This window comes from Amycolatopsis sp. NPDC003861 (assembly GCF_053605405.1).
In genome coordinates, this window is sequence record NZ_JBSGJD010000280.1 from 1 (window position 1) to 11,851 (window position 11,851).

General features: G+C 70.3%; 12 protein-coding genes and 1 pseudogene. 6 read left to right on the top strand and 7 right to left on the bottom strand.

From position 1 onward, the window contains the following. Positions 1-47: 47 nt before the first annotated feature. Positions 48-1,589: a M28 family metallopeptidase gene (locus ACWEVN_RS41260; protein ID WP_452054916.1), complete on the bottom strand. Its 1,542-nt coding sequence runs from the start codon at positions 1,587-1,589 to the stop codon at positions 48-50. A gap of 81 nt (positions 1,590-1,670) precedes the next feature. On the opposite strand from ACWEVN_RS41260, the gene ACWEVN_RS41265 reads away from it, so the two are divergent. After that, positions 1,671-2,648, top strand: coding sequence for an NAD(P)H-quinone oxidoreductase (locus ACWEVN_RS41265; protein ID WP_449685657.1), 978 nt, complete (start codon positions 1,671-1,673; stop codon positions 2,646-2,648). Here ACWEVN_RS41265 and ACWEVN_RS41270 read toward each other — a convergent pair. After that, a complete protein-coding gene (locus ACWEVN_RS41270; protein WP_004558816.1) occupies positions 2,645-3,844 on the bottom strand; it encodes a cysteine desulfurase-like protein in 1,200 nt (399 codons plus the stop codon). The genes ACWEVN_RS41265 and ACWEVN_RS41270 overlap by 4 nt on opposite strands. Before the next feature lie 134 nt (positions 3,845-3,978). Between ACWEVN_RS41270 and ACWEVN_RS41275 the strand changes: the two genes are divergently transcribed. Further along, positions 3,979-4,551 (top strand): bacterial proteasome activator family protein, encoded by a 573-nt coding sequence (locus ACWEVN_RS41275; protein ID WP_449685656.1) that lies wholly within the window; start codon positions 3,979-3,981, stop codon positions 4,549-4,551. 123 nt (positions 4,552-4,674) lie between these two features. Here ACWEVN_RS41275 and ACWEVN_RS41280 read toward each other — a convergent pair whose 3' ends face one another. Together ACWEVN_RS41280 and ACWEVN_RS41285 are read right to left on the bottom strand one after the other, a co-directional pair. Continuing rightward, the gene (locus ACWEVN_RS41280) at positions 4,675-5,112 is read right to left on the bottom strand and encodes a hypothetical protein (RefSeq protein ID WP_449685655.1); all 438 of its coding nucleotides are present in this window, start codon (positions 5,110-5,112) and stop codon (positions 4,675-4,677) included. A 14-nt stretch (positions 5,113-5,126) separates the two neighbouring features. Next, on the bottom strand, positions 5,127-5,810 hold the full coding sequence (locus ACWEVN_RS41285; RefSeq protein WP_449685654.1) for a hypothetical protein: 684 nt from the start codon (positions 5,808-5,810) through the stop codon (positions 5,127-5,129). A 101-nt stretch (positions 5,811-5,911) separates the two neighbouring features. Between ACWEVN_RS41285 and ACWEVN_RS41290 the strand changes: the two genes are divergently transcribed. Continuing rightward, complete coding sequence (locus ACWEVN_RS41290) at positions 5,912-6,586, top strand: acylneuraminate cytidylyltransferase family protein (protein ID WP_452054917.1); 675 nt, start codon at positions 5,912-5,914, stop codon at positions 6,584-6,586. Here the strand turns inward: ACWEVN_RS41290 and neuC are convergent. Then, positions 6,583-7,713, bottom strand: a complete 1,131-nt coding sequence (gene neuC / locus ACWEVN_RS41295; protein WP_452054918.1) for a UDP-N-acetylglucosamine 2-epimerase — start codon at positions 7,711-7,713, stop codon at positions 6,583-6,585. The two genes, ACWEVN_RS41290 and neuC, sit on opposite strands and share 4 nt — an antisense overlap. Next, positions 7,706-8,731, bottom strand: coding sequence for an N-acetylneuraminate synthase family protein (locus ACWEVN_RS41300; protein WP_452054919.1), 1,026 nt, complete (start codon positions 8,729-8,731; stop codon positions 7,706-7,708). The genes neuC and ACWEVN_RS41300 overlap by 8 nt, the downstream gene beginning before the upstream one ends. Before the next feature lie 128 nt (positions 8,732-8,859). On the opposite strand from ACWEVN_RS41300, the gene wzm reads away from it, so the two are divergent. From wzm to glfT1, 3 genes are read left to right on the top strand one after another with little or no spacing between them, the layout of a single operon-like run. After that, on the top strand, positions 8,860-9,825 hold the full coding sequence (gene wzm / locus ACWEVN_RS41305) for a galactan export ABC transporter permease subunit Wzm/RfbD (RefSeq protein ID WP_310968139.1): 966 nt from the start codon (positions 8,860-8,862) through the stop codon (positions 9,823-9,825). Positions 9,826-9,828: 3 nt separating this feature from the next. Then, on the top strand, positions 9,829-10,644 hold the full coding sequence (gene wzt, locus ACWEVN_RS41310) for a galactan export ABC transporter ATP-binding subunit Wzt/RfbE (RefSeq protein ID WP_310968140.1): 816 nt from the start codon (positions 9,829-9,831) through the stop codon (positions 10,642-10,644). Next, entirely contained in the window at positions 10,644-11,552 is a 909-nt protein-coding gene (glfT1, locus tag ACWEVN_RS41315) for a galactofuranosyltransferase GlfT1 (protein ID WP_449685649.1), read from the top strand. The genes wzt and glfT1 overlap by 1 nt, the downstream gene beginning before the upstream one ends. 34 nt (positions 11,553-11,586) lie before the next feature. Here the strand turns inward: glfT1 and ACWEVN_RS41320 are convergent. Then, positions 11,587-11,851 (bottom strand): annotated as a pseudogene (locus ACWEVN_RS41320) (hypothetical protein); the annotation flags it as partial.

Genomic DNA, 11,851 nt, shown 5'->3' on the forward strand with positions numbered 1-11,851 from the left:
GCGTTCGGTGCGTCCAACGCACCGAACGCCACATTGGGGCGCTTGGGTCAGGCGGTCAGGGCGTGCGGGTCACCCGCGACGGCGCGGGCCGAGAAGTTCCGCTGCGCCTTGCGCTCGGCGGCCTTCTGCTTGGCCGCCTTCGCCTTGCCCGGCTGGACACCGTTGATGCTCTCGGTGCTCGTCGCGTAGACGCCGAGGGCCCAGGCGAGGCCGTCCGCGTTGCGGTCCAGCGCGACCCGGTCGATGTTGCCCAGGTTGTCGCAGGCCTGGTGGTAGCACGGGTCGAACGCGACGCCGGCCTGGCCACCCCACTTCGCCGCCTGCGCCGGGGTCTTCAGCACCTCGGCACCGGTGTCGAGCCCGCCGGCCGGGATGCCGACGGCGATGAACTCGCCGTAGTCCGAACGCCCGGTGAAGTCGGTGCCCTCGAGGGACACCCCGCGCGCGGCCTGCATGAAGTCGACGAAGGTCTTCTCGATCTGCGCCGAGCCGTACGGGCCGGCACCGGCGCCGACGCCGTCGGAGTTGTCGCCGTCGTAGGCGAAGTAGCCGGCGTTGGGCGAGCCGATCATGTCGAAGTTCAGGTACAGCGCGATGTCGAGCTGCTGCTCGAAGGTCAGCTGGTCGACGTAGTAGGTCGAGCCGATCAGACCGAACTCCTCCGAGCTCCAGAAGCCGAAGCGGACGCCGTTGTTGACCTTCGGGCTGCTACCCAGCTGCAGCGCGGTCTCCAGCAGGGCCGCCGAGCCGCTGCCGTTGTCGTTGATGCCCGGGCCGGCCGGGACGCTGTCGAGGTGCGACCCCAGCATCACGACGTTGTCCTTGCGGCCGGTCTTGGTCTCGGCGATGACGTTGTAGCTGGTCCGCGCCTCCTGGAAGGCCCGCAGCTCCAGCGTCACGTTCTGCCCGCCGAGGGTGGCCAGCTGCGCCCCCGCGGCCGCCGTCACGCCCCCGGTCGGGATCGCGGCGTTCTCCGGACCCCCCAGGGTCCCGTTGAGGTCGCCGTCGGTGTTGTTGTAGACGATGGCGCCGATCGCCCCCGCGGCGGCGGCCGTCTGCTGCTTCTGCGCGAACGAGCAGCCACCGCGCTTGATCAGCGCGATCTTGCCCGCGACGTCCGCGGTGTAGTCGGTGGCCTCGCAGCCACTGGTGTCGTCCACGGCGACCACGGACAGCGGCGCGGTGATGCCGCCGACCGGCGTCGACTTCGTGTACTCCATGGCGATGACCGGGACGTTCGCGCCGCCCGCGGTCAGCTTCTCGGCGAGCGTCTCCGAGTAGGTGAACGGGAACTCCTGGCGGGTGACCTGGAAGCCGGCCGCCTCGAGCTTGGTGGCGATGTACTCGGCGGACTTCTTGTGGCCCTCGGTGCTCGCCGCGCGGGTGCCGCCGTTGGTGTCGGCGATGCGCTGGAGGGCGATCAGGTGCCGGTTGACGCCGTTGACGTCGACCTTCTTGACGAGCTGCTTCGCCAGGGCCGGACCGTCGGGGACCGTGTTCGCGGCGGCGGCCGGGGTGAGGCCGAGCACCAGCGTGGCACCGGCGGCTATCGCCACCGGCGGGAGGAACTTCGTTCTGAAGAGTGACATGGTTGCTCACCTTTGTTCCCTATGCGAAGTCCGTCAATGCGCCTTTCGGCGGGAACTTTCGCCGCGGTATACGGTCGACACATGTACGCGATCACCATCCGTGAACCAGGTGACCCGGACGTTCTCGAGTGGGCGGAGGTCGCGGACCCGCGGCCCGGCCCCGGCGAGGTGCTGCTGGAAGTCGCGGCGAGCGCGGTGAACCGCGCGGATCTGCTGCAGCGCCAGGGCCACTACCCGCCCCCACCCGGCGCGAGCGAAACCCTCGGCCTCGAATGCTCCGGCACGATCGCGGAACTCGGCGAGGGCGTCGAAGGCTGGACCGTCGGCGACGAGGTCTGCGCCCTGCTCTCCGGCGGCGGCTACGCGGAGAAGGCGGTCGTCCCCGCGGGGCAGCTGCTGCCGGTGCCGGGTGAGATCGACTTGCTCACGGCGGCCGCGCTGCCCGAGGTGGCCTGCACGGTGTGGGCGAACGTCGTCATGCACGCCAACCTCACCGAAGGCGAGGTGTTGCTGGTCCACGGCGGGGCGGGCGGCATCGGCACGCACGCCATCCAGGTCGGCAAGGCGCTCGGCGCGACGGTCGCCGTCACCGCGGGCTCGCCGGACCGGCTCGAAAGCTGCCGCCAGCTCGGCGCCGACCTCACGATCAACTACAAGGAGCAGGACTTCGTCGAGGTGCTCCGCGCGGAGACCGGCGGCGCGAACGTCATCCTCGACAACATGGGCGCGTCCTACCTGGGCCGCAACGTCGACGCGCTGCAGCAGGACGGCCGGCTGGTCATCATCGGCATGCAGGGCGGGGTCAAGGGCGAGCTGAACGTCGGCGCGCTGCTCGGCAAGCGGGCGTCGGTGTTCGCCGCGGGCCTGCGCTTCCGGCCGCTGGACCAGAAGGCGGCGATCGTCGCCGACGTCCGCGAGCGCCTGTGGCCGCTGGTTTCCGACGGCCTGGTCAAGCCGATCGTCGGCCAGGTCGTGCCGATGGCCGAGGCCTCGACCGCGCACCGCATCCTCGAAGAGGGCAGCGTGTTCGGCAAGGTGCTGCTGGCGGCGAAGTCCTAACGCAGTTCTTCGAGGACGCGCACGAGCTGGTTGATCTCGAAGACGTTGGAGTAGTGGGCGAGCCCGATCCGCACGGCGCCGCCCACTTCTCCGACGCCGAGTGACGCGAAGACGCCGCTCGTGCCGTCGTCGGCGAAGGCGCACAGGCCCTGCGTTGCCAAGTACTCGGCGACCTCGGGTGCCTTCTTGCCGGCGACGGCGAAGGCGAGCGCGGGGATGCGGCGCATGGCGTTGCCGATGACCATGATGTGCCGCAGCGACAGCAGTTCCGTGGACAACTGCGCGAGCAGCCCGGCGTGGTAGGACTTCGCCGACCCGAGCGAGGTGACCAGCCGCTCGCGGCGCGATCCGGTGGCGGCGTCGTCGAGGCCGGAGAGGTAGTCGATCGACGCGATGAGGCCGGCGAGCAGCGGGTAGGCGTGCGGGCCGAGCTCCAGGCGAGCGGCGCCGCGGGCCATCGGGTCGAGCGACGCCGACGGGATCCGTTCGATCAGCTCGGGGTCGCGGAAGACCAGGGCGCCCACCGAGGGACCGCCCCAGGCCTGCGCGGAGACGACCATGACGTCGGCACCGAGGGCGTTGATGTCGAGCGGCAGGAAGGGCGCGGCGTAGGTGGCGTCGACGACCACGAGCGCGCCGACCCGCTTGGCGAACTCGATGATCGTCGGCACGTCCGGCCGGGTGCCGACGGACCCGGACGCGAGCGTGACGGCGACGGCCTTGGTGCGCGCGGACACGAGCTGCTCGTACTGCCACGCGGGCAGCTCGCAGGTCTCGATGTCGATCTCACCCCAGCGCACGACGGCGCCGACCCGCTTGGCGGCGCGTTGCCAGGGCGCCAGGTTGGCTTGTTCGTCGAGCCGGGACACGACGACTTCGTCGCCGATGGTCCACCGCTCGGCGAGCGCGTCGACGAGCCGGCGCAGCATGACCGGCGCGCTCGGCCCGAGCACGACGGCAGCCGGGTCGGCCCCGACCAGGTCGGCCACGGCCCGGCGGGCCGCGGTAACGATGCTTTCCGCGCGTTGTGAGGCCGGAAACGCTCCGCCCGGCCCGGACACCGGGGCTCGCATCGCCGTGGAAACGGCCGAAGCGACCTGTTCCGGGACCAGCATTCCGGCGGCGCCGTCGAAGTGAATCCAGCCGTCACCCAGCGCGGGAAAGAGCCCACGGATACGAGCGACGTCGAACGCCATGGGGACACCGTACGGACGTGCGGTTTCGCCGTGCGTCCGGGGTTGGGTGGAGAGCCACCGGGAACCCGGTTTACGGCTACGCTCGGAGACGGACACCCCGTGGGTGTCGCGGAGCGTGTCGAAGGCAAGCCAGGATGGAGCACATGACCGAGCCGAACTTCACAGCGGGTGACCCGGGCCAGGAATCTTCACCCCACGTGGTGGTCGTCGGACCGGACGGCACGCCAGTGGGCGCGGCCCCCGTCGAGGGCGACCACCCCGAGTCGGTGGGCGACCTCGTCGAGGAGCCGGCGAAGGTGATGCGCATCGGCACGATGATCAAGCAGCTCCTGGAGGAGGTCCGGGCGGCCCCGCTGGACGACGCGTCCCGCACGCGCGTGCGCGAGATCCACCAGACGTCGATCCGCGAGCTCGAGAAGGCGTTGGCCCCGGAGCTGCAGGACGAGCTGGAGAGGCTGGTCAGGCCGTTCACGAACGACTCGACCCCGTCGGACGCGGAGCTGCGGATCGCCCAGGCGCAGCTGGTCGGCTGGCTGGAAGGCCTGTTCAGCGGAATCCAGACGGCCCTGTTCGCCCAGCAGATGGCGGCCCGGGTCCAGCTGGAGCAGATGCGGCGCGGGCTGCCGGCCGGCCCTTCGGGGCTGGCTGGGCAGGGCCACGGGCCGGAGCACGGGCCGGGGATTTCGGGGACGGGCCAGTACCTCTGAGGGGAGGTTGTCCACAGACCGGAGGGCCTGTGGACAACCTCTGTGGACAACTTCCACCGCGTAGCAGCCACCGGCTTTGCCGGAACCCCACCGGAGAGGGCCGGGGGTCTTGCGCTCCTGGACTCAGCCGGTGACCTCGCGCCGGGCCGCGACGTCCTGCTCCAAGCGGGCCAAGCGCTCCTCGTACTTCGAGATCGCCGCCAGCCGGGCCCGGATGCGGGCGTGCTCCGCGCGGACCTCCTCAGCCTCATCGGGCGCGTACTCGAGCCGTTCCGCCAAGCGGGCCACCGACCCCGGCCGCTCGAAGGCCGCGATACGGGCCTCCAGCGCCGCCAGGTGAGGCGCCAAGCGGCGCTGCTCGTCGTAGAGCCACTTCACGTGGCCGTCGAGTTCCTGCGTCGCGTGCTCGACGTCCCGGCGCAGATCGGCGAGGTGGCCGTGCAGGCGGTCGAGTTCGGGCTGGATGCGGTCGGTCGCGATCTGCTCGATGCGCGGCCGGAGCCGGGCCATCACCGGTCGCCAGGCCAGGCCGGCGAGCGCTTTCGCCCGTGGAACCACCACTCCGCGAATGTCACTCACTGTATGATCTCGATTCTTCCGGAGTCACGCCAAGTGCTCAGCAGCTTCGATTCCGCGTGCAGCCGGTGTTCCGCGGTCACCCCGACCTTGCTGCCCCAGGCGTGCTCGAAGTCGGTCTGGTCCGGCCGTTCGATGATCGACACCCCGGTGAGGCGCACCAGCGCCTCCGGGAACAGCCGACGGCACAGGTAGGTCACCAGCGTGCCGGTCGTGGCCCAGACGTGCTCGTCCGCGGAAAGGCCCAGCAGCTTCGACAGCGGCAGCACGAACTGCCGGTTCGGAATCGGCACGAAACCCAGGTCGGCGGGCCACCAGTCGGGCAGCGTCTCGGGCTCCCAGAACAGCCGGCCCGGCTCGGCGAGCAGGTACAGCCGCGAGGTGTAGTCGGCGAACGTGTACGGCGAGACCATGACCCCGCGGTGGACCACCACGACGTCGGTGCGGCGGCCGTACGTGGGTTCGGCGTCCGGTTCGTCCAGCGCGAAGGTCGTCATGCGGAAGACGAGGTCGCTGCCGTCGATCAGGGCGGCTCGCTCGGCGTCCGGCGTCATCGGCGCGTTGCCGACCACCGCGATCGTCTCGACGCGCTGGCCGCGGGCGTAGGCGGTGAGGAGGTCACGGAGCATGTCACCCTCGGCGAGCTGCTCGGAGGTTTCGCCCGCGAACTGGGTTTGACTCATCGCTCCCCCAAGGCATCGGTGTCCGGGGCCGCCGTCAGGGGGCAGCCGAGCAGACGGACAATAGCCGACAGACCACTGTCGTCACCCGGAAGGGGTCCTCTGTGACCGCGCTGGCCATCGTCCCGGCGAGGGGCGGCTCCGTCGGGCTGCCGGGCAAGAACCTGGCGCCTTTCCGGGGCCGTCCGCTGGTCGCGCACACCGTGTACACCGCCGTCGCGGCCGGGATCCCCGATGTCGTCGTCACCACCGACGACGCCGACATCGCCGCGGCGGCCGAGGCCGAGGGCGCCCGGACCGTCGCCAGGCCCGCCCACCTCGCGGACGCGACCAGCCGGACACTGCCCGCGGTCACGCACGCGCTCGACACGCTCGGCGTCCCCGATTCGACGCTCGTCCTGCTGCTCCAGCCGACCTCGCCGCTGCGGACGGCCGAGGACATCGCCGAATGCCTCGACATCCACGCGGACCGGCCGACCGGCTCGGTCGTGCAGATGTGCCGCTCGACCGACCACCACCCGCTGAAGGTGTGCCTGGAGACGCCGGACGGCGGGATCGCCCCGGTCCGGGACTGGGCCGACCTCGAAGCACCCCGGCAGACGCTGCCGGTCGTGCTGCGGCCCACCGGCGGCATCTACCTCGTCCGAGCCGGCGACCTGCGCCGGCACGAGCGGTTCTTCATCCCCGAGGTGCGGCCCCAGTTCGTGCCGGTCGAGCGGGCGATCGACATCGACTCCGCCGCGGACCTCGTGCTGGCCGAGCAGCACGTGACCGGCTAGCGGTCCACGAAGGCCTTGTAGAGCGAAGGCCGCCAGATCTCCTCGCCTTCGAGCAGGTCGATGATCCGGCGGTGCGCACCCGGCTCGCCGAACTCGGTGTGCGGCTCGCACCGGCCCATGGCGCGGGCCTTGCCGATCCCGGCCGCGACGGCGTCGGCGGCCGGCTCGACCGAGAGCACGCTGGGGGCCATCGCCCGGTTGCGCTGCCGGGTGCCGACGGTGACCGACGGCGTCCCCAGGACGGGCGCCTCCCGCACGCCGGCGCTCGAGTTGCCCAGCACGACGGCCGCGTTCTTCATCAAGGTGACGAAGTACTCGAACCGCATCGACGGCAGGCGGACGAACCGCGGCCCCTCGAGCCGGTCGAGCTCGCTCCTGATCTCGCGGCAGCCTTCGTCGTTGTTCGGATCGATGACGACCCAGTTGCCCTCCGTGAGCACGGCGTCGACCACGGCCGCCGCGTTGCGCCGGTTCTGGTCGCGCTCGGTCGTCACCGGGTGCAGGGCCAGCAGGCCGTAGTCGGTGAACGGGATCTCGTAGTGGCGCCGGACCTCGTCGAGGTCGGGCAGCCGCGCCGAGGTCAGGACGTCGACCTCGGGGCTGCCGACGACGAAGATCCGGTCCTCCTCCTCGCCGAGCTGCAGCAGCCGGCGCCGGGCCGTCTCGTTGGCGACCAGGTGCACGTGGGCGTGCTTCGACAGCGAGTGCCGGATGACGTCGTCGATCGTGCCGCTGACCTCGCCGCCTTCGATGTGCACGACCCGCACGTTCGCGAGCGAGCCGACGATCGCCCCGGCGAGGGCTTCGACCCGGTCGCCGTGCACGACGATCGCGGCCGGCTGCTCCTCGTGCACCAGCCGGGCCAGCGCCTGGACGGTGTTGGCCAGCACGAGCGCCATCGGCTCGTCTTCGATCTGGTTCGGGATCAGGTGCAGCCGTTCCAGCCCGGCCAGCTCGATCTCGCGCACCGTGTAGCCGTAGCTGCGCAGCATGTGCATGCCGGTGACGACGATGCGTGCGGACAGCACCGGGCTCTTCTGCACGGCGAGCATGACATCCCGCAGCTTCCCGAAGTCGGCGCGGGTCCCGGTGAGGAACAGGACCTCACGCCGCCCGGACTCAGCCAAGGTCCGCCCAGCTCACCTGCGTGTTCGCCGGCAGCGCCCGGGTGACGGCCCGGCCGAGCAGGCTTTCGTAGTCCTTGGCCTTGATCTCGCCGGTGCCCGGGCGCTTGACCCAGATGTTGTCCGTGGTCAGGACCTCGCCCTCGGCGACGTCCTTGGTGGTGACGACGCAGGCGTAGGCGAAGTCGATCGTCGGCTGTTCCTCGGCCAGGATCTGCTTCGACCCGCCGCGCGCCGCGTGGATCAGGCGCGAGCCCTCGACGAGCTGCTTGAACTCCGCCGGCGTCGACGAAACCGGGATGTCCGGGCCCGGCCAGCTCATGTCCGAGGTGAAGTGCCGCTCGAGCACCGAAGCGCCGAGCGCGACCGCACCCAGGCACGGGTAGATCGTGGTGGTGTGGTCGGAAAGTCCGAGTTCGGCGTCCGGGAAGGCGGCGTGCAGCTCGGCGAGCGCGCCGAGGCGCACCTGCTCCGGCGGCGTCGGGTACAGCGACGTGCAGTGCAGCAGCGCGAAGCCGACGCCCGCGGCCCGCAGGATTTCGACGGCCGGGGTGATGGAGGCCACGTCGTTCATCCCGGTGGAGAGGATGACGGGCTTGCCGAACGAGGCCACGTGCCGGATCAGCGGGTAGTTGTTGCACTCCCCCGAGCCGATCTTGAACCCGGCGACGTCGAGCTCGGCCAGCCTGTCCGCGGCGGCGCGGGAGAACGGCGTCGACAGGAAGACGAGCCCGCGTTCTTCGGCGTGCGCCTTGATCTCGCGCTCGTCCTCGGCGGTGAGCGCGACGCGGTTCATCATGTCCCAGATCGGCTCGTCGGCGTTGCCGGGCACGACGTCGTTCGGGATCATCTCGTCGTCGACGACGTGGGTCTGGATCTTGACGACCTGGACGCCGGCGTCCGCGGCATCGTCGACCATCTTGTGCGCCTTCTTGGGATCGCCCTCGTGGTTGATCCCGATCTCGGCGATCACGAGAGGGGGGTGGTCGGCACCGACCGGGTGCTCGCCGAGCATGAACATGGAGACCTCCGGGTCGCTGCGTGGCTGCGGTCCGTCCCCGACCTTATCCCGTGGGCCGCCGGGCCCGGTCCCGCCCGACGCCCGTGCCCTCTCAAGGCGCCCCGGATCCCATCGGTACCCTCGTCCACGTGCATGCCACCAGCACGGTTCAGGCCGCAGACTCACCAGTAGCGACGTCCGCACCGCCGACGTCGGACAGCAAGACGTTCTCGCGGGCCTTCGCCGACATCAAGGCCGGTTTCCGCGCCCGCGAGCTGTGGGGTCACCTCGGCTGGCAGGACATCAAGCAGCGGTACCGCCGCTCGGTGATCGGGCCCTTCTGGATCACCATCAGCCAGGCCGTCATCGCGCTCGGGCTCGGGTTGCTGTACTCGCAGCTGTTCGCGACGCCCGTCGAGGTGTTCCTGCCCTACCTCTCCACCGGCTTCATCCTGTGGGGCTTCGTCAGCGGCTGCCTCTCCGAAGGCATGGAAACGTTCATCACGAACGAGGGGCTGATCAAGCAGCTCCCGGCGCCGCTGAGCGTGTACATGCTGCGCACCGTGTGGCGGCAGACGCTGCTGCTGGCGCACAACATGATCGTCTACGTCGTGGTCCTGGTCATCTTCTTCAACTCGCTCGACGGGCCGTACTCCCTCACCAAGGGCCCGGTCACGCCGACGTTCGACGCCTGCGCCGGCACGTTCTGCCACCCCGGCCTCAACTGGTCGATCCTGCTGGCCATCCCCGGGTTCGCGCTGCTCGCGCTGAACGCGGGCTGGGTCACGCTGCTGCTGGGCATCATCTCGACCCGGTTCCGCGACATCCCGCAGGTGATCAACTCGCTGATCCAGCTGCTGTTCTACGCCACGCCGATCGTCTGGCCGGTGGACCAGCTGATGGCGGGCGGGGCCCGGGACAACGTCTCGTGGGCGCTGCCGTACATCACGGCCAACCCGCTGTACCACTTCATCCAGGTGGTGCGCGCGCCGCTGCTCGGCCAGACGTTCACCGCCGGCAACTGGATCGTGGTCGGCTGCATCACCGTCGTCGGCTGGGCGCTCGCGCTCGTCGCGATGCGCAACTACCGTGCCCGCGTCTCCTACTGGGTGTGACACATGGTCAGCATTGACGTCCACAACGCCTTCGTCGACTTCCCGATCTTCGACGCGAAGACCCGGTCGATGAAGAAGAAGGTCCTCGGCAAGGTCGGCGGCAAGATCGGTACCGACACCAAGGTGCCGATCATCGAGGCTCTGCACGACGTGACCCTGAACCTGCGCGAAGGCGACCGGGTCGGCCTGGTCGGACACAACGGCGCGGGCAAGTCCACGCTGCTGCGGCTGCTCGCCGGCATCTACGAGCCGACCCGCGGGTCGTCGCGGATCGAGGGCAAGATCGCGCCGGTCTTCGACCTCGGGGTCGGCATGGACCCGGAGATCTCCGGCCAGGAGAACATCATCATCCGCGGCCTCTTCCTCGGCATGACCGCCAAGGAGATGGAGAAGCGGGTCGACGACATCGCGGAGTTCACCGAGCTCGGCGACTACCTGCAGATGCCGCTGCGGACGTACTCGACCGGTATGCGCGTGCGGCTGGCGCTGGGGGTCGTCACGTCGATCGACCCCGAGATCCTCATCCTCGACGAGGGCATCGGCGCGGTCGACGCGGCGTTCCTCAACAAGGCGCGCGACCGGCTCAAGGACCTCGTCAAGCGCTCCGGCATCCTGGTGTTCGCGAGCCACTCGGACGAGTTCCTGTTCGAGCTGTGCGACTCGGCCATCTGGATGGACGAGGGGCACCTCAAGCAGCAGGGTTCGCTGCGGGACGTCCTGACGTCCTACAAGGGCCGCGACCCCTTCGAGAACATGAGCCAGGAAACCTTGCAGCGCTTCGGCATCGAGCCGGTGGCGACGACGAACGGCGGGGAATGATGGCGAGCGAGACCCGGCAGCTGCCCGACGGCGCGGTCGTCGGCGTGGTCGTCACGCGGCACCGGCGCGAGCTGCTCGCGGACTCGCTGAAGATCATCGCGGCCCAGACCCGGCCGGTCGACCACCTGGTGGTCGTCGACAACGGGCCGGACGACTCCGCGCGCGAAGTCGTCGAGAACTACCCGCTGCCGTACACGTACCTGCCGTCGCACCGGAACCTCGGCGGCGCCGGCGGGTTCGCGCTCGGCATGCTGCACGCGCTTTCGCTGGGCGCGGACTGGGTCTGGCTGGCCGACGACGACGGGCGTCCGGCCGACGAGAACGTGCTCGCGATCCTGCTGGAGGAAGCGGAAAAGCGGGATCTGGCGGAGATTTCGCCGGTGGTGTCGAACATCGACGCGCCGGACAAACTGGCGTTCCCGCTGCGCCGCGGCCTGACCTGGAAGCGTTCGCAGTCCGAGCTGGGCGCGGACTTCCTGCCGGGCATCGCGTCCCTGATGAACGGCGCGCTGTTCCGGGCGTCCACTTTGGACGTCGTCGGCGTGCCGGACCTGCGCCTGTTCTTCCGCGGCGACGAGGTCGAGCTGCACCGGCGGCTGGCCCGCTCGGGGCTGCCGTTCGGCACGTCGCTGAAGACGAAGTACCTGCACCCGGACGGCTCGGACGAGTTCAAGCCCATGCTGGGCGGCAAGTTCCACGCGCAGGACCCGGAGAACGAGGTCAAGCGGTACTACACGTACCGCAACCGCGGGTACCTGCTGTCGCAGCCGGGGATGCGGAAGATCGGCGCGCTGGAGATCGTCCGGTTCGGACTGTACTTCGTGGGCGTGAAGCGGGACCCGAAGGCGTTCCTGCAGTGGCTGAAGCTGGTGCGGCAGGGCCGCGCGGAGAAGTTCTACCGCTACTGAAAAGGGGCCCCCAGCCGGGGGCCCCTTTTTCGTGCTATTCGCCGATGACCGGCGGCGCGGTGCGCATGTCGGTGCCGAAGACCTCGTCGGGGTCACCCTCGACCAGGTAGGTCGGCCGCGAGTGCTCGGTGTCCTCGTCGCCCTCGCCCTTCTGACCGCGGCCCAGGCCACCACCGGGGCCCATGCCCCCGCCGCGGCCGGCGGCACCGGCGCCGAGGCCGCCCATCCCGCGTCCCGCGGCCGCTTCGGCGGCACCGATCCCACCCGGCCGGGCCGCCCCGGACGCGGCACCCGCGCCC

Excerpts from the sequence above, each read along its gene's own strand:
- ACWEVN_RS41260 (WP_452054916.1), bottom strand. The coding sequence starts at position 1,589 with ATGTCACTCTTCAGAACGAAGTTCCTCCCGCCGGTGGCGATAGCCGCC.
- ACWEVN_RS41265 (WP_449685657.1), top strand. The coding sequence starts at position 1,671 with ATGTACGCGATCACCATCCGTGAACCAGGTGACCCGGACGTTCTCGAG.
- ACWEVN_RS41270 (WP_004558816.1), bottom strand. The coding sequence starts at position 3,844 with ATGGCGTTCGACGTCGCTCGTATCCGTGGGCTCTTTCCCGCGCTGGGT.
- ACWEVN_RS41275 (WP_449685656.1), top strand. The coding sequence starts at position 3,979 with ATGGAGCACATGACCGAGCCGAACTTCACAGCGGGTGACCCGGGCCAG.
- ACWEVN_RS41285 (WP_449685654.1), bottom strand. The coding sequence starts at position 5,810 with ATGAGTCAAACCCAGTTCGCGGGCGAAACCTCCGAGCAGCTCGCCGAG.
- ACWEVN_RS41300 (WP_452054919.1), bottom strand. The coding sequence starts at position 8,731 with ATGTTCATGCTCGGCGAGCACCCGGTCGGTGCCGACCACCCCCCTCTC.
- wzt (WP_310968140.1), top strand. The coding sequence starts at position 9,829 with ATGGTCAGCATTGACGTCCACAACGCCTTCGTCGACTTCCCGATCTTC.
- glfT1 (WP_449685649.1), top strand. The coding sequence starts at position 10,644 with ATGGCGAGCGAGACCCGGCAGCTGCCCGACGGCGCGGTCGTCGGCGTG.